19 protein-coding genes, 1 tRNA gene and 2 pseudogenes (1 of these 22 running past the window's edge) are annotated in these 15038 nt (G+C 68.6%); 10 read left to right on the top strand and 12 right to left on the bottom strand.

Annotation, left to right across the window (positions count from 1 at the left end; all coding sequences use genetic code 11):
* Positions 1-221, bottom strand: a 221-nt coding sequence (locus E6G06_14990; protein TML89199.1) for a BON domain-containing protein, incomplete at its 3' end; no start/stop codon positions are given.
* 462 nt (positions 222-683) lie between these two features.
* Between E6G06_14990 and E6G06_14985 the strand changes: the two genes are divergently transcribed.
* A complete protein-coding gene (locus E6G06_14985; protein TML89198.1) occupies positions 684-2165 on the top strand; it encodes a hypothetical protein in 1482 nt (493 codons plus the stop codon).
* A gap of 503 nt (positions 2166-2668) precedes the next feature.
* Here E6G06_14985 and E6G06_14980 read toward each other — a convergent pair.
* Positions 2669-2872, bottom strand: coding sequence for a hypothetical protein (locus tag E6G06_14980; GenBank protein ID TML89197.1), 204 nt, complete (start codon positions 2870-2872; stop codon positions 2669-2671).
* Positions 2873-2965: 93 nt separating this feature from the next.
* Between E6G06_14980 and E6G06_14975 the strand changes: the two genes are divergently transcribed.
* The 6 genes from E6G06_14975 to E6G06_14950 all read left to right on the top strand — a co-directional run bounded on the left by E6G06_14975 (position 2966) and on the right by E6G06_14950 (position 6138).
* Positions 2966-3208, top strand: coding sequence for a hypothetical protein (locus tag E6G06_14975; GenBank protein TML89196.1), 243 nt, complete (start codon positions 2966-2968; stop codon positions 3206-3208).
* A gap of 437 nt (positions 3209-3645) precedes the next feature.
* On the top strand, positions 3646-4110 hold the full coding sequence (locus E6G06_14970) for an SRPBCC family protein (GenBank protein ID TML89195.1): 465 nt from the start codon (positions 3646-3648) through the stop codon (positions 4108-4110).
* A 227-nt stretch (positions 4111-4337) separates the two neighbouring features.
* The gene (locus tag E6G06_14965; GenBank protein TML89194.1) at positions 4338-4607 is read left to right on the top strand and encodes a plasmid stabilization protein; all 270 of its coding nucleotides are present in this window, start codon (positions 4338-4340) and stop codon (positions 4605-4607) included.
* 32 nt (positions 4608-4639) lie between these two features.
* Positions 4640-4864, top strand: a complete 225-nt coding sequence (locus E6G06_14960) for a hypothetical protein (GenBank protein TML89193.1) — start codon at positions 4640-4642, stop codon at positions 4862-4864.
* Between the two features lie 109 nt (positions 4865-4973).
* A complete protein-coding gene (locus E6G06_14955; protein TML89192.1) occupies positions 4974-5702 on the top strand; it encodes a histidine phosphatase family protein in 729 nt (242 codons plus the stop codon).
* Positions 5674-6138, top strand: a complete 465-nt coding sequence (locus tag E6G06_14950) for a hypothetical protein (GenBank protein TML89191.1) — start codon at positions 5674-5676, stop codon at positions 6136-6138. The genes E6G06_14955 and E6G06_14950 overlap by 29 nt, the downstream gene beginning before the upstream one ends.
* A gap of 30 nt (positions 6139-6168) precedes the next feature.
* Here E6G06_14950 and E6G06_14945 read toward each other — a convergent pair whose 3' ends face one another.
* On the bottom strand, positions 6169-6534 hold the full coding sequence (locus tag E6G06_14945; GenBank protein TML89190.1) for a hypothetical protein: 366 nt from the start codon (positions 6532-6534) through the stop codon (positions 6169-6171).
* 508 nt (positions 6535-7042) lie between these two features.
* Here E6G06_14945 and E6G06_14940 point away from each other — a divergent pair.
* Positions 7043-7414, top strand: a complete 372-nt coding sequence (locus E6G06_14940; GenBank protein TML89189.1) for an STAS domain-containing protein — start codon at positions 7043-7045, stop codon at positions 7412-7414.
* On the opposite strand, the gene E6G06_14935 is transcribed toward E6G06_14940, so the two are convergent.
* Complete coding sequence (locus E6G06_14935; GenBank protein TML89188.1) at positions 7398-7574, bottom strand: ATP-binding protein; 177 nt, start codon at positions 7572-7574, stop codon at positions 7398-7400. The genes E6G06_14940 and E6G06_14935 overlap by 17 nt on opposite strands.
* Before the next feature lie 160 nt (positions 7575-7734).
* The gene (locus tag E6G06_14930; protein TML89187.1) at positions 7735-8076 is read right to left on the bottom strand and encodes an STAS domain-containing protein; all 342 of its coding nucleotides are present in this window, start codon (positions 8074-8076) and stop codon (positions 7735-7737) included.
* A gap of 269 nt (positions 8077-8345) precedes the next feature.
* Between E6G06_14930 and E6G06_14925 the strand changes: the two genes are divergently transcribed.
* Positions 8346-8660: an ATP-binding protein gene (locus tag E6G06_14925; protein ID TML89186.1), complete on the top strand. Its 315-nt coding sequence runs from the start codon at positions 8346-8348 to the stop codon at positions 8658-8660.
* A 176-nt stretch (positions 8661-8836) separates the two neighbouring features.
* Here E6G06_14925 and E6G06_14920 read toward each other — a convergent pair.
* Together E6G06_14920 and E6G06_14915 are read right to left on the bottom strand one after the other, a co-directional pair.
* Positions 8837-9112, bottom strand: a pseudogene (locus tag E6G06_14920) (hypothetical protein).
* Positions 9068-9145: transfer RNA gene (locus E6G06_14915), tRNA-Pro, on the bottom strand. Before E6G06_14915 ends, E6G06_14920 begins: the two are co-directional and overlap by 45 nt.
* Before the next feature lie 133 nt (positions 9146-9278).
* Here E6G06_14915 and E6G06_14910 point away from each other — a divergent pair.
* Positions 9279-10496 carry a DUF222 domain-containing protein gene (locus E6G06_14910; protein ID TML89185.1) on the top strand — a complete coding sequence of 406 codons (1218 nt, stop codon included), beginning with the start codon at positions 9279-9281 and terminating at the stop codon, positions 10494-10496.
* A 24-nt stretch (positions 10497-10520) separates the two neighbouring features.
* Here the strand turns inward: E6G06_14910 and E6G06_14905 are convergent, their stop codons facing one another.
* The 5 genes and pseudogenes from E6G06_14905 to der form a co-directional block, all read right to left on the bottom strand.
* Positions 10521-10718: a hypothetical protein gene (locus E6G06_14905; protein TML89184.1), complete on the bottom strand. Its 198-nt coding sequence runs from the start codon at positions 10716-10718 to the stop codon at positions 10521-10523.
* A gap of 3 nt (positions 10719-10721) precedes the next feature.
* Positions 10722-11615 (bottom strand): hydroxymethylglutaryl-CoA lyase, encoded by an 894-nt coding sequence (locus E6G06_14900; GenBank protein ID TML89183.1) that lies wholly within the window; start codon positions 11613-11615, stop codon positions 10722-10724.
* Positions 11612-13084 carry an acyl-CoA carboxylase subunit beta gene (locus tag E6G06_14895; GenBank protein ID TML89182.1) on the bottom strand — a complete coding sequence of 491 codons (1473 nt, stop codon included), beginning with the start codon at positions 13082-13084 and terminating at the stop codon, positions 11612-11614. Before E6G06_14895 ends, E6G06_14900 begins: the two co-directional genes overlap by 4 nt.
* A 9-nt stretch (positions 13085-13093) precedes the next feature.
* Positions 13094-14170 carry a serine/threonine-protein phosphatase gene (locus tag E6G06_14890; protein TML89181.1) on the bottom strand — a complete coding sequence of 359 codons (1077 nt, stop codon included), beginning with the start codon at positions 14168-14170 and terminating at the stop codon, positions 13094-13096.
* A gap of 21 nt (positions 14171-14191) precedes the next feature.
* Positions 14192-15038 (bottom strand): annotated as a pseudogene (gene der, locus E6G06_14885) (ribosome biogenesis GTPase Der) (it continues 420 nt past the right edge of the window).

The raw sequence follows: 15038 nt of genomic DNA, 5'->3' as shown, positions 1-15038 counted from the left end.
TTGGCCAGGGTTGACGACACGTCGCCGGTGAGGATGACGACCTTCTTTTTGACGTCGACGGTAAGGTCGTCGTCTTTGGTGAAGGGATTGACCCGCAATCGCTCCACGACCGCGGCCTTGATGTCGCCATCGGTCGGTTCGCCGAGCCACGGCTGGCCGTACCAACCGTAGTAGTAGCGGTCGTCGGGATAGGTCCAAGGGATGAAGTTCGGCGCAACCATCGAGCGTCTCCCTTCGTGAGGCAGTGATGCATCGTTTGTCCTACCCCGTCGTCGATCCGCGACACCCGCACGCCGCGTCGTGGCCATGGGCGCTCGAGCAGCTCATTCCTCCAACGACTGGTACGCAACCCGGAGACCGCCCCGCATGCATCAAACACCCGAGCGAGCGTCCCTCCGGCAGATGGTCCTCGCCCCCACTGTGAGCCCGCACTCGATTTTGATGGCGACACCGCGGCGGGGCAAGCCGATGGCGCGGGAGGCGGGGGCGCAGCAAGCATGCTGCCCGGTCTCAATGCCGCAAGCGCCAGGTAGAGGCGGTTGGTGAGCCGCGACGACCCTCGTTTCTTTGCTCGTCAAGACGCCGGAGTGGATGCCCTCACACGACGGTCGGCCTGAACTCACCGGAGGCACTTCCACCCGTGCGATGAGATCGTCGCGTCTCGCTGCGGGCAAGATCTCGACATGACGATCGTCCATCGTGTCCTGCCCCCCGAGCCGGTCACCGACCTGGCTGAGCACCTGCAGCGTCGAGGCGGCGAGGGCCTCGAGGCGGCCCAAGCCCTGGACCCCGACGCCCTCATCGCCGAGTTGAAGGCATCGGGACTGCGGGGCCGGGGCGGCGCCGGCTTCCCGACCGGCGTGAAGTGGCGCACGGTTCGAGACAACCGGTCGACGGTGGAGTCCTCGAGCGTCGTGGTGAACGGGGCGGAGGGAGAGCCCGGGACGTTCAAGGACCGCATGATCCTGCGCAGCAACCCCTACGAGGTCGTCGAGGGCGCCTTGATCGCGGCTCGTGCGGTGGGCGCCGACCAGGTCATCTTCGGTCTCAAGCGTTCGTTCGGCCCGGAACTGGCGCGAATCCGCCAAGCCGTCGAGGAGGTGCGGCGGGCGGGATGGGCCGACGGCGTGGAGCTCATCGTGTTCGAGGGTCCGAACTCGTACCTCTACGGCGAGGAAACCGCGCTGCTCGAGACCATCGACGGCCGCTATCCCTTTCCCCGGGTCGCGCCGCCTTTCCGTCGCGGGGTGCGTGAGGTGGTCGACCGGGCCAGCGACGTCGACTCACGCAGCAACCTGCCCGCCCACGTGGAGATGGCCGGCCCCGGCACAGAGACCGAGGCGCCGCCGACGCTGGTCGACAACGTGGAAACCCTCGCCAACGTGCCCCGGATCATCGCTCGCGGCGCGGGTTGGTTCCGCACCGAGGGAACAGAGGAGTCGCCGGGCACGATCGTGTGCACCGTGATCGGGTCGACCAAACGCCACGGGGTCGGCGAGGTGCTGATGGGCACGCCGCTACGGGAGGTCATCGACCTGGTCGGCGGTGGCCCCCGGCCGGGCCGCCGGATCAAGGCCGTCCTCCCCGGCGTCGCCAACGCTCTCGTCCCGGAGGCCCTCCTGGACACGCCGGTCAGCTACGAGGCGATGACTGCGATCGGCAGCGGCCTCGGGTCGGCTGGCTTCATCGTGTTCGACGACGCCGACGACCTCACCTCGGCCGTTGCGGGTGTCTCCCGATTCCTTGCGGTGGAGTCCTGCGGTCAATGCACGCCATGCAAGCAGGATGGCCTGGCTCTGGCCGGGCTGCTGGCTCAGCTCAGCCGTTCGGAGGCGGGCGGCCACGAGCTCGAGCTGGTTCGCAGCCGCGTCTCGACCGTCGCGGATGAGGCTCGCTGCTTCCTCGCCAGCCAGCACCAGGTCGTGGTGGCCAGCCTGCTCGACCGCTTTCCCGAGGAGATCCACCGGCACGTGCACGGCGGGGCCGACGGGGTTGAGCCTGCCCTCATTGCCGAACTGGTCGACATCTCCGGCGGCCGGGCGGTGATCGACGAGCGGCACCGAGACAAGCAGCCCGACTGGACGTACGACAAGGACTACTCGGGCCAGTCGCCAGCGGATCGATTCGGTGAGCATCGAAGCCCGGAGGCGCTCGCGGATTCGTGAGGATCGAGGCATTGAGTCGGCGGCCGGGGACGCACCGTGGCGGAGTTCGTGCGCGCCGAGCTCCTCGACCTCGATCGAATGCGCCGCACCTCCCTTCTTCCGCGCCGCCGAAGCGGCGCGGGCATGCGCCATCTACCTAGGAGCTCGGCCGCGCGGCGAGGCGCTTCTTGCCTTGCTCGGCGCCCTTGCGGCTCTCGGACTGCGCCTTGCGGAAGAACGCGACGAGCTCGGTGTCGCCGGCTCGTTCGGCGTCGTTGATGAAGACCTCGAGGCGCAGCGCGTTGCTGAGGCAGGCGCACCCTTACGACGACCTCCGGGGTGCCGCTCTGGTTCGCCGTCACCACGACCTCGTGGCGTTGGGGCTTGATGGTGTACAAGCCCGTGAGCTTGGCCCGGTGGTCCACGAGGCGCAGGTACCGGTCGATCGCCTTCAGCGCCACGTCCAAGTCCCCGCTGCGGATCAGCGGCCAGAGGTGCTGGCCGATGTCGCCGAGGCGCTCCAGCTATAGCGTCCGCAGCTCCTCGTCGGCCTCGTGCATCCACCGCCCCAGCCCCAGGATGACCGCGCTGCGCGTGCCGGCCGCGCTCTTGTAGTCGAGGGCATCCGCGATCTGCTGATAGATGCAGTCGGACTTGCGCAGCTCGCTGGCGGCGCGTTCGCGTTCGGCGAGGGCGATGGTCGAGGAGACTTTCCAGCCGACGCACACTCGAAACGCGTGCGATCCCCACGTCGAGCCCGTTCGTTTCGGGCGCGGCCGACCAGGAGATACCTCGCGTCATCCGAAGAGCTAGGAGGCGATATGGGGTCCGTAATCGGCTTCGTGATATGGGCGGTCGACAAGCCACCGAAGCCGTTGAGCACCCGCGGCAACTTCTTCATCTACCTCAGCGCGTTCCTCTGCTTCGTGCTCGCCGCCATGGGCGAGGGTTGGCGGTTCGGGGCGCGGACGCGGAGTGGGCTCGCACCCCGGATCGTGCTCATACCACTTGGGCTGGCCCTGTTCGTTCTGCCACAGGTCATCGCGTGCGGTCGGGGTTTCTGAGAGACAGTAAGGAGCGCACGATGTACATCGGTCTCGGCACACTGCTGCTGGTCATCATCCTTGTTCTCTTGTTGACGTAAATGGCCGGTGCCATGGGGTCTCGATTCGTCGGTGTGTCGCGGCCGCCAGGAGGCTCGAGCCTCGGAGCGCCGAGATCGGAAGACTGGGCGTAGCGACGAAGCGTGTTCGACGGCGCTTGGGTGGGTACGCGCGATCCGTGTCGACATGGGGAGTGCTCCTTGTTCCGGCGGCATTGGGCGCGGTCGCACTGTTTTGACGCTGACGACCTGGCTCGAGCAATCCTCCATCGAACCGATCGCGTCTCGGAGCAGGCGCGGTCGTGTCGTCCGTGACCTTCGTCGTTGTCTCCGCGTCGTTTCGTGTCGCCCCGAGGAGGGCACGTTGATGGGACCGCATACGACTCCGGAGGAGGTCTCATGTCGAGCATCGAAGAGTCCATCGAAGTCGAGGTGCCCGTACGCACGGCGTACAACCAGTGGACGCAATTCGAGGAGTTCCCCCGCTTCATGGAGGGGGTCGACGAAGTGCGTCAGATCACCCCCACACGGACGCACTGGGTCACCGAAGTAGCGGGGGTCGAGCGAGAGTTCGACGCCGAGATCACCGAGCAAGTGCCCGATGACCGCATCGCGTGGAGGAGCACGGCTGGCCCCGAGCAGGCGGGGGTGGTCACCTTCCACCGGCTGGGCGATGGTCGCACCAAGGTCATGCTCCAGCTGGAGGTCGAGCCCCAGGGGATCGCCGAGTCGGTCGGGGACAAGCTCGGCTTCATCAGGCGTCGGACCAAGGCAGACATGAACCGCTTCAAGGAGTACATCGAGTCGCGTGGTGCCGAGACCGGCGCTTGGCGAGGCGAGGTCGACCAGTCCAAGACGTCCTGACCCCAGCGCATCGCCCAAAGCTTGGGCGCGTTCTGAGCACGCACCCTCATGGTCGCAATTGGTAGGAAGCACTGGGAGCGATGCCATTGAACGCGATGGGCGGCCCAGGCACGACAGATCGAGAGAGGAGCAGGCATGCCCTACAACGAAGCCCGGGACAAGGACATATGGGGTCGCTCCGAGATGACCAAGGCCGAGTTCGAACGGGCCATGGGGCGCTGACCCACATGGCGACGCGAAAGCAGGTGGCAGCCGCCAAACGCAATGTGAAAAAGGCACGCGCTGGCGCACAGAAGAAGCGCTCGATCGCCCACCTTCCTGCGAAAACCCGTACGGCGCTCGGCAAGCAGGGCGCCGCAGTGGCCAGGCGCAAGCGTACCGGCGGCTCCTCCCCGAAGACCCGCCAAGAGCTCTACGCCGAGGCGAAGCGCCATGGTCTGGCGGGCCGCTCGAAGATGGGCCGCGACGAACTGGCGCGCGCGCTTGGCCACCAGTAGGACCGGAGTCCGACAAGCGAAAGGAGAAGTCGATGCCGTCGAAGTCGGCCAACGTGAGGAACCCGAGGCAGTACGAGGCCCTCAAGGACCAGGGTATGTCCAAGCAGCGGGCCGCGAAGATCGCCAACTCACCCAACGCTTCCAAGCGTGGAGGGAAGAAGTCGGGCTCGGGAGGCGACGCGTCGCAAGGCGGCACGACCGCACAGCACAAGGCTGCCGGCCGCAAGGGCGGAAAGGCCGCGGCTCGCAAGTCCTGAGACGAAGTTCCCCCATGTTGACCGCGGTCGAGGTCGTCGCGTCTTGGCCCGAGTCCACTACTTCTGCGACCACGCCGCCTGGCGCGGCAGATCGTTACCGTGGCGGGTCATGCGATTGATCCTCGTGCGCCACGGTGAGGCGTACGCCGGCTTCCATGGGCCGATCGCCGGACCGACTGGCTGCGCGGGTCTGACCCCACATGGCCGCCTCCAGGCCGAAGCCCTGCGTGAGCACCTCGCCTGGACTGGGCAGGTGCGCGCCGACCTCCTCCTCGCGAGCGTCCTGCCTCGTGCCATCGAGACGGCGCGCATCGTCGCACCCGGTCTCCGGTTGGAGCTCTCCGGCCAGGATTGCGACCTTTGCGAGTTTCACACCGGCGAGGCCGACGGGATGGACTGGTTGGATTACAACGACCGCTACGGCTCTTTCGACATGGAGGCTGAACCCGATCGGTTGTTCGCGCCGGGCGGGGAGAGCTGGAACAGTTTCCACGAGCGGGTGAGCAGGACTCTCGAACGATTCGCTCGCGACCACGCCGGCGAGTCGGTGGTGGCCGTGTGCCACGCCGGGGTGATCATCGCGTCGATGCGTCTGCTGCTCGGCATTGCCGATCCCGCCACCAGCGCACATCTGCGCCCCACGAACACCGGGCTGACGGAGTGGGAGTACGAGCCGTCTGAGGGTCGTTGGCTACTGCGCTACTACAACGACGCCGGCCACCTGCTGGATCTCGATCCTCCCCAGGAGCGACCTGACGACGCTTCCGTGGTGGTACCGAGCGAACCCAGCGGGTATAAGGGACCCGACCATGAGCAGTGGCGACGGCTATTCGACTGACGCCGCCCGAGCAGCGGCGGATCGGGAGGAGCTGGGGGAATGGGTGGCAAAGTTCCTCCGCAGCCCAGGCAGCGACAACGCCGATCTGGCCGATCTTCTGTCCGACAAGATCCGCTGGTGGCTGGGCCCGGTGCAGGTGCCGCTCGACCAGCTGAACCGGTTGGCCGGTCCGCCGGGCGCCCCGGTGGTGCGCGCCATCGACGAGGGCGATTGGCGCGACGACATCGACGACCTGAGCCGAGACATCCAGGCAGGCCTCGAACCTCCTCCGGTCATCGTCTCCTACCGTGATGACCAGCTGGTGCTCGAAGACGGCAACCACCGTGTCGAGGCTCTCCGACGAGCCGGTGCGAACCAGGCCTGGGCGGTGATCGGTTTCGAGGACCCGGATGAGCGCGCCCGCTTCGTCGCTCGGAGCGAGGCCAAACAGAACTGAGTCAGGAGCGACGATGCCTAACGACGCGTCCTACTGTCCCGGAAGGTGGGTTCGGGTAACGCCGGTCACGGTGCACTTCACCGGCCCCCTGGCATCGCGATCGCCTTTTAGTGTCCAGGTTGCGCCCGCGCCCGAGGCGACGCTCTTGACGCCGTCGACCCCTTCGGCCACCTGGTTGCCCTGGGCGTCGGTGAACTTGAGTCGCACGACGTAGTCGCTCGTCTTGGACGAGTGATTCACGATCTGGCCTGACGCCGTGGGCTTGTCGCCGGTGGGGTCGGCGTTGCACGCCTGCACCGTCACGTCCCGCTTGGCCGAGCTGTCGTCCTTGGCGAAGACCACGACCGCCGCAATGATCACCAGCGCCAGGATGAGCACCCCGATCAGCGAGGCCACGATGCCTCGTCTACTTCTTTGCCGCTCGATAACCATGACCAACAGATACCCGGCCCGTCGCCGTCTGATGCCTTCTTACGTCGGGGTGCGGGACGAGCGCGGGTGGCCGCAGGGCCACGGGGCCGGATCAGGGCGTTCGCGATGCACGCCGGACGGGCAGAGTGAAGCTCTGCCCGATCGTCGACACGGGAGGCTCAAAAGGGAGTCCCGCCCGCAGCTGGGGACAACGGGCGAGGGCTGGAAATGAGCCTTCCATCTCCAAACGGGACTCACACCGGGCGAGCAACAGGTAAGGGATGTGCGTGGAAGAACCGCTGGCTGCACTCGCGGGCTTGGCTGGGTTCAGCGCCGCCGTCGGTTGAACCAGGGTGGGGCCGTTCCGATCGACCGCCTCGTCACCGCCTCAGCCCGCCGGCGTAACCCACGCGGCTCCAGAGGGTGATCGCGACGCCTCTCCTTGCCCGGTCGAGGTAAATTTGCGCCGGTTGGAGAAGCACCGGAGGTTGTCATGGAGCTACAGCGACAAGACTTCGACCAGCAACCGCGCAGCGCCAGCAGGCCCGGGTCCGGGGTGGAGCAGTTCCACCTGGTCGGCATGAACGGGACCCGAGTGGTGGTCGCCACCGGGGAGATCGACATAGCCAGCTCCCCCGGGCTCTGGGTGGCCCTGTCCGAGGCGATCGCCGCCGGTCAAGGCGAGGTGATCGTCGATCTCTCGGGAGTGACGTTCATTGACTCCCAAGGACTCAATGTCCTGCTGCGGGCGTACAAGGCGCTGAGTCCGGAGGGCAGGGAGCTGTGCCTCCGCTCGCCTCGCCCCCAGGCCCGCAAGGCGCTGGAGGTCAGCGGTGTGGCGAGCGTGCTCAGGATGGACGGCTGAGCGGACGCACCTCGAACCACACGGTCTTGCCCCGGCCGTGACGGCCGTCTCCCCAGGCGTTGGCCAGGGCGTCGACCAGGGCCAGTCCCCGTCCCGTAGTGGCATCGGCCGGGGCCATGCTGGGCTGGGGCAGGCGGATGTTCCCATCCGTCACCGCCACCCGCAGCGCGTGCTCCAGTCGTCGAGCACGCCATGGACGAAGTGACGGGCGGCACGGACACCCTCGGGCGACGGTGCGAAACGTTCCTCCAGCTCCATGGCCACCTCCGCCGGACGCAGCCCTCCGAACGCGGGCTCGTGTGCTACAAGCTGCTGGTGGGTCAGGTCCGAGTGATCGTGAACATCTCGTAGAGGCCCGATCCCTGCAACGCCACCCGCGCGCTCGGACTCGGGGCGCTGAGGATGAGGTCGACGCCGTAGGCGCGCATCGTCTGACTCCACTTGAAGAGCACACTGATCCCGCTCACGTCGATGACCTCCACATCGGACAGGTCGACGATGATGTCCCGGTAGCCATCCCTCTCGATCACCCGGTGAAGCGCGCCTTCGAGCTGAGGAACGCTCGACACGTCGAGGTCCCCATGTGCACTGATCATGACCTCGCCCGCGCCCTGGTAAGTATTGATCCAGAACCGCCGCGGGGCAGACGCGAGATCGACCATCGTCCCTACCGGCCGGTTCTACCCGGCCGCAGCGTCGACAAATCGTGGGCGACGGTTGTCGGAATGCGTCTGGCTCGGCGCGGCGCGGCGGACTCCCGGACGCCCCACGCCCCGGGCCAGCGCCGCCGCTCGGATGAGGCGAGCGGATTGGGTACGAGTGGCCTATCGCCGAGACGCGCTACGCACGAACCGTCCTGCCGCCGCTGCCGACGAGCGCGGGAGCGGCCCGACGGTTCCTGCGCGATCGCCTGAACGACTGGGGCTATCCCTTGGCCCTCGCCGAGGTCCCGTGCCTGCTGGTCAGCGAACTGGTGACCAACGCGATCGTCCATACCAACAACTCGGTCGCGCTGCCCCTATGTCTCGCGGGTCGGCGGCTGCGAACCTCCGTGGCGGACGAGAGCAGTCGCCTGCCCGAACTTCGAGCGTGCGAACTGGATGAAGACCGCGTCCGCGGGCTGCAACTGGTGGAAGCACTGGCCGAGGATTGGGGCGTCGAGACCACCGCCGCGGGCAAGGCCGTGTGGTTCGAGGTCGACCTCGCAGTGAGCGACCGCCCCCATTGGGGACGAACCCACGGGTGAGCGTGGCGTCGCTGGTTGGGTATCGCATCGGACCGCGCAGTGCGTAGACCTCCAGGCGTCGCTCGTGCTGCTCGCATTCGCGCTCTTGTCTCGTCTTCCTCCTCTTCGTTGTTCCTGTCGCCCTGGCCATAGACGCGCACAGTAACGACCTGCCTGGCGACTCGTGGCCGTGGTCGTCAGCCGTCAGCGTTCATGTACTGCCGCAGTGTTTCGGCTGCATCGGCTTGCAGGCTTGGCAGGACGTGCGAGTACGTGTCGAGTGTGACTTGAACGCTCTCGTGTCCGAGCTTCTCCTACACGATCTTCGGATGCACACCGGCTTGCAGCATCATCGTCGCCGCGGTGTGACGCAGTTCGTGGAAACGAGGGTCGCGAAGGCCCGCACGTTTGGCTGCGGCAGATTTTGCTGGTCGGGCTGGCGAGATTTGAACTCGCGACCTCTTGACCCCCAGTCAAGCGCGCTAACCAAGCTGCGCCACAGCCCGTGGGTGTCGACACTACTCCGGAGATCGTCGCCCTCATTGCTTGACGCGAATTCGTGGCCCGGTCTACACTCGAACATACGTTCGCTTCCCCGTGACGTTGCCGGCGATTGTTTCTGATCGGGTTGGAGCAGACATGCGAGTGTCGGCCGTAGAGGCGACGATTGCCACGCTCGAAGCTGCAGTACGCGACCTCGGGGCCCGCGACCCTCTCCGGCGACGCGGCGCGCCGGTTGGTCGAGGTTGCCGTGCGCGGCGAGCGGCTCTTCGGCGCACTCAAATCGCTCGCTGCGAGGCGGGTGTCCGAGTCCAACGTCTGGCGGGACCAGGGCGAACGCACCGCTGCCCACTGGCTGGCGCGCCACACCGGCACCTCCGTGGGCCAGCCGTCACCACGCTCGAGACCGCGGCTCGATTGCGTGAGCTCCCGGCGCTCGATGCCGCCTACCGCGCCGGGGCGCTGTCCCCGGTCCAGGCGAACGAGATCGCATCGGCCGCCGCCGCGGACCCCGCGGCCGAGCGCGAGCTGGTCGACGTCGCCGCCACCGAGGGCGTGCCTGGGCTGCGCGAGCGCTGCCGGCGGGTGAAGGTCGCTGCCACGCCCGACGGGGCGGCGCGCCACGAGGCGATACGGCGCACGCGCTCGCTACGGCACTGGACCGACCCCGACGGGGTCTTCCGCCTCGACGGGCGCCTGCTGCCCGAAGACGGCGCCGAGCTCCTGGCGGGCCTCGAGCCTCTGCGAGCACGAATCTTCGTCGAGGCGCGCGCCGCGGGGCGGCGTGAGCCGTACGAGGCGTACCTCGCGGACGCGCTCGTTGCGATGGCACGAGACGCGCGCACAGGATCCGACGCTACGCGTCCGGTACCCAGGGCCAGCATCCACGTGCGAGTCGACCACACCGCCTTCCGGCGCGGTCATGTCGAGGCGGGCGAGACATGCGAGATACTCGGCATCGGGCCCATCCCCGTCGCGAGCGCCCGCGCGCTGGTCGCAGACGCCGTCATCTCGGCGATCGTCTGCGACGGCGTCGACGTCAAGTCGGTGGCTCATCTGGGGCGCACCATCCCCGCCCGCGTGCGCACCGCGCTCGTCGCCCGTGATCCAGTGTGCGTCGTGCCGGGCTGTCACACGCGTACCGGCCTCGAGATCGATCACATCGTCCCCTTCGCCGAGGGCGGCGCCACCTGTCTCGCGAACCTATGCCGGTTGTGCCGCTGGCACCACTACCTCAAGACCCACCAGGGCTGTCGCCTCACCGGCGGGCCGGGCGACTGGCGTTGGGAGTCGCACGAGTCGCACGGGCACGGCCCACCGCGCGACATCGGCGACGAAGTCGGGCCGGCGCCGTGAGCCCCACCACCGTCGAACGCGGCTTCAGAAACGGTGGATCAGCCAGTCGATGCCCTGCCACGCGCGCCAACCCAGGTAGAGCATGAGCGCGAGCAACATGAGCTTGAAGTGCCACGGCGCTTTGACCGGTTCGGCGATGACCGCGCCGCACGTGGGACACGAGCCGTCCTCCCCCATCGTGTTCGGGCTCCAGAACCGGCTGCAGTCCTCGCACCAGGGCACGGCTCACCCCGCGGCCGGCGTCGAGCGCCGCCCGGCGCCCGCAACCCGACTGGGCACGTCGTGGTCGACGACCCCGGCAACCTCGCGGCTCACCGCGATGAGCCGCTCGAGGTCGATGCCTGTCTCGATCCCGAGATCGTCGAGCAGGTGCACCAGGTCCTCGGTGCCGAGGTTGCCGGCCGCGCCCGACGCGAACGGCGAGCCACCCAGCCCGCCGATCGCGGTGTCGAAGCGCCGCACGCCGCGGAGCAAGGCGGCGTAGGCGTTGACGAGCGCGGTGCCACGGGTGTCGTGCAGGTGGAGGCCGATGTCCGCACCGGTGAGGTCGACGAGTGCGTCTATGCGTCGGGGAGTCGCCATCCCAGTCGTGTCGGCGTAGGTCACCCGCGCCGCTCCCTGCTCCGCGAGCCGGCGGCCCAGGGCGGCGACCTCGTCGGGCGCGATGTCGCCTTCGTAGGGCGAGCCGAACGCACACGAGACGATGACGTCGGCCGGCACTCCGCCGGCAACGGCGCAGATGTCCGCCGCGGCCACGATCGACTCCTCCACCGACATGCGCACGTTGCGCCGGCTGTACGTCTCAGAGGCGGAGACGGTGACGGTCAGCTCGTCGACGCCCGCGCCGAGCGCGAGCTCCGCACCCTTCACGTTCGGGACGAGCGCGGCGTAGACGACCCCCGCACGTCGTGGCACCGAGGCGAGCACGTCGCCGGCGCCCGCCATGGCCGGCACCGCGCGCGGCGACACGAACGCCGCCACCTCGATGTGCGTCACACCCGCGTCGAGCAGCGACTCGATCATGGCGACCCGCGTCGCCACGTCGACGGGCGCTTCCGCCTGCAACCCGTCGCGCGGGCCCACCTCACGCACGTCGACGGGCGAGGGCAGCCCGCTCACGTCGGCGGCACGCCGTGGCGTCGATCGCTGAACGAGCGGTCCTTCCCGCGGGCCACCGCGAGCCGGGCGACGAGCTCGTCGCGGAGTGCCTCGGGCTCGACGACGGCGTCGACGACCAGCTCCGACGCGAGCCGCAGGAGGTCGACGTCCTCCTCGTACTCCGTGCGACGGTCGCTCACGAATGTGGCGCGCTCGGTGGGGTCGTCGATCGCACCGATCTTGTTCGCGTAGACGGCGTTGACCGCGGCCTCCGGGCCCATCACCGCGATCTGGGCGGACGGGAGGGCGATGGTCGCCTCGGGCTCGAAGGCGGGGCCCGCCATCGCGTACAGACCCGCGCCGTACGCCTTGCGCACGATCACCGACACCTTGGGCACGGTCGCCTCGGCCACCGCGGTGATCATCTTCGCCCCGTGGCGAATGATGCCCTGACGCTCGACCGCGGTGCCCACCATGAAGCCGGGCACGTCGGCCAGGAAGACGAGCGGCAGGTTGAACGCGTCGCAGCACCAGATGAACCGCGCCGCCTTGTCGGCCGAGTCGCCGAAGAGCACGCCGCCCTTCTGACTGGGGTTGTTGGCGACGACTCCGATGGCCTGCCCGTCGAGTCGGGCGAAGCCGACCATGAGCTCCTTGGCATAGAGCGGCTTCACCTCGAAGAACGAGCCCGCGTCGACGAGCGCCTCGACGACGCGGTGCATGTCGTATCCCCTGCGCTCCGACTCGGGAATCATCGACGCGGTGAGCCCGGTGGCCGGCTTCGCGGGCTCGCCGACCGGCGCCGGCTCCCGCCAGTTGCCGGGCAGGTAGGAGAAGTAGCGCCGGGCCTGGGCGATGGCGTCGGCGTCGTCGGTCGCCAGGTTGTCACCACAACCCGACACCGTCGCGTGCATGCGCGCGCCGCCCATCTCCTCGAGCGTCGTCTTCTCGCCGGTCACCATCTCGGTCATCCGCGGCGACCCGAGGTACATCGACGCATTGCCCTCGACCATGATCACCACGTCGCAGAACGCGGGGATGTAGGCGCCGCCGGCGGCCGACGGACCGAAGAGGCAGCAGATCTGCGGGACCTTCCCCGACAGCCGCACCTGGTTGTAGAAGATGCGTCCCGCGCCCCGACGACCGGGGAAGAGTTGGACCTGGTCGGTGATCCGTGCGCCGGCCGAGTCGACCAACCAGAACACGGGCAGCTCATGGCGTGCGCCCCACGACCCCGCCTTCACCGTCGGGTCGTTGGCCATCACGCACACCGGTCGGCCTTCGATGTGGCCGGTACCCGTCACGACGCCGTCGGCCGGCAGGTCGTCCGCGTTCGCGTTGGCGAGCAACGCGTCCTCGACGAACGTCGCCTCGTCCAGCAGCAGCGCCAACCGGTCGCGCACGAACAGCTTGTGCTGGCGGGCGAGCTTCTCGCCTTGGCTGTCGAGGTTCCCCCGCAGCGCCCGCTCGCGGGCCGGACGCAGCTCCACGCGGCCCGCTCAGGTCTTTCGGATCGCGAGGATCGCGACATCGTCGCCGAGGGGCGCTGTGGCGAAGTCGCGCGCCGCCTCCAGAAGCGACTTGCAGAGGGTGTCGGCGCTCATGCCCGGATCACGGCGCACCGCGTTCGCGATGCGTTCCTCGCCGAACAGCTGCTCGCCGGCGCGTGCCTCGGACAGTCCGTCGGTGTAGAGGAGGAGCAGGTCGCCCGTGTCGAGCGGCACCTCGAAGCTCGTGTACTCCCCCCCGGGATCGAGCGTGAGCAGCGGCCCGGTGGCGCGGAGCGGTCGCAGCTCCCCGTCGTGCCAAAGCCACGCAGGCGGGTGGCCCGCCGACGAGAAGCGCAGCGTTCCCGCGCTCTCGTCGAAGACGGTGACGCACAACGAGACGAACTCGTCGCCCCGGTTCTGAGCGGACAGAACCGCGTTGAGCTCCTCGACCGCCTGCGCGGGGTCGCGGTACTGGCGGAGGAACACCCGCAGCAGGTACTTCACCTGGAACGCGGTGATCGACGCGTCGATGCCGTGACCGGAGACGTCGCCGATCACTGCCGCGAGACGGTTGGGTGCGGTCTGGTAGAGGTCGTAGAAGTCGCCGGCCATGAGCCCGCTACCGGCCTCGTAGACGCGGCCCACCTCGAAGCCCGGGAACTCGGGCAGGTCCTCCGGCGCCAGTCGGGTGGCCCAGCGTCGAGGGGCGAGCTCCTGCTGGGACAGCGCTTCCTCCGCCCGCCGCTCGAGCGCGGCGCGCTGTTCGATCAACGCCGCCTCCTCGAGGAACCGCTGGCCGTACGTCAGCGTCATCGCGATGGGCACCACGAGCAGCAGCAGCGGCAGCTCGACCGCGGGATGGGTCCAGACCGCAGCGAGCGCGAGCGACAGGGTGGCGATGCCGTACACGATCGCGGTGTGGAGCTCCTTGCGGAACGACGACCACGCGAGCGCGGCGGCCTCCGTGCTCTGGGCCGCGGCGATGCGACGCGACATCCGGTGGACACGGAGCGCGGATCGACCCCAGATCACCGTTGCCGCCAGTGAGCCGAAGGCGATGGGGACGAGGTAGAGACGCTCGACCATCTAGGGCAGATATCGTAGGGCCTACCCGGCGCGTTTCCGCACCCTGAGCTTCAGCGGCGTGGGGCCGAAGCCGAAGTGCTCCCGGATGCGACGCTCGAGGTAGCGCAGGTACGGCGCGGGCAGGGCCCGGTTGGAGAACAGCGTGAACGTGGGGGGGTCGGTCGCGCCCTGCGTGGCGTACAGCACACGACCGGTCGGCGCAGGGTGGGCGGCCTGGGCGGCTTGGAGCACCTGGTTCAGCTCGCGCGTCGGCACCCTGCGGTGGTACGCGTCGATCGCCTGGGTCAGCGCCGGCAACAGCTTGTGTNNNCTTCAGCACCGGCGCGTAGCCGAGAAAGTGCAGACGGTCGGCCAACTGGTCCGACACGTCGGCCCGTTGCTCGGCGTCGAGCAGGTCCCATTTGTTGAGGACGATCACGACCGGGCTCCCCGCCGCGTCGACCCGTTCCGCCAAGCGCTGGTCCTGATGGGTGACACCCTCGGCGCTGTCGATGACGAGCAGCGCGGCGTCGGCACGGTCGATCGCCTGCAGGGCGCGCACGAGCGAGTAGTACTCCGCCCCCTCGCCCACCCGCGACTTGCGGCGCATGCCCGCGGTGTCGATGAAGCGGATGGGGCCCTCGGGCGTCGACACCACCGTGTCGATCGCGTCGCGCGTCGTGCCCGGCAGGTCGTGGACAATCGCCCGTTCCTCGCCGATGAGGCGATTGAAGAGGGTCGACTTGCCCACGTTGGGACGGCCCACGATGGCGACACCCGGCGTGCCCTTCTCCTGCGCCGCCGCCTCGTGGTGCTCCGCGGTCTCGTCGGGTCGCTCGGGCAGTCGCTCCACGACGGCGTCGAGGAGATCGCCCGCGCCTCGACCCTG

The organism is Actinomycetota bacterium (assembly GCA_005888325.1).
In the GTDB taxonomy this organism is placed as follows: domain Bacteria; phylum Actinomycetota; class Acidimicrobiia; order Acidimicrobiales; family AC-14; genus AC-14.
The sequence above is the reverse complement of the archived record's forward strand: the minus strand, read 5'-3'. Positions and strand labels throughout refer to the sequence as shown.

Bases quoted from the DNA above. Each gene is read 5' to 3' on its own strand.
- E6G06_14955 (TML89192.1), top strand. From the start codon at position 4,974: ATGCGATTGATCCTCGTGCGCCACGGTGAGGCGTACGCCGGCTTCCAT.
- E6G06_14890 (TML89181.1), bottom strand. From the start codon at position 14,170: ATGGTCGAGCGTCTCTACCTCGTCCCCATCGCCTTCGGCTCACTGGCG.
- E6G06_14965 (TML89194.1), top strand. From the start codon at position 4,338: ATGGCGACGCGAAAGCAGGTGGCAGCCGCCAAACGCAATGTGAAAAAG.
- E6G06_14930 (TML89187.1), bottom strand. From the start codon at position 8,076: ATGGTCGATCTCGCGTCTGCCCCGCGGCGGTTCTGGATCAATACTTAC.
- E6G06_14910 (TML89185.1), top strand. From the start codon at position 9,279: ATGCGAGTGTCGGCCGTAGAGGCGACGATTGCCACGCTCGAAGCTGCA.
- E6G06_14960 (TML89193.1), top strand. From the start codon at position 4,640: ATGCCGTCGAAGTCGGCCAACGTGAGGAACCCGAGGCAGTACGAGGCC.
- E6G06_14975 (TML89196.1), top strand. From the start codon at position 2,966: ATGGGGTCCGTAATCGGCTTCGTGATATGGGCGGTCGACAAGCCACCG.
- E6G06_14985 (TML89198.1), top strand. From the start codon at position 684: ATGACGATCGTCCATCGTGTCCTGCCCCCCGAGCCGGTCACCGACCTG.
- E6G06_14970 (TML89195.1), top strand. From the start codon at position 3,646: ATGTCGAGCATCGAAGAGTCCATCGAAGTCGAGGTGCCCGTACGCACG.
- E6G06_14940 (TML89189.1), top strand. From the start codon at position 7,043: ATGGAGCTACAGCGACAAGACTTCGACCAGCAACCGCGCAGCGCCAGC.
- E6G06_14950 (TML89191.1), top strand. From the start codon at position 5,674: ATGAGCAGTGGCGACGGCTATTCGACTGACGCCGCCCGAGCAGCGGCG.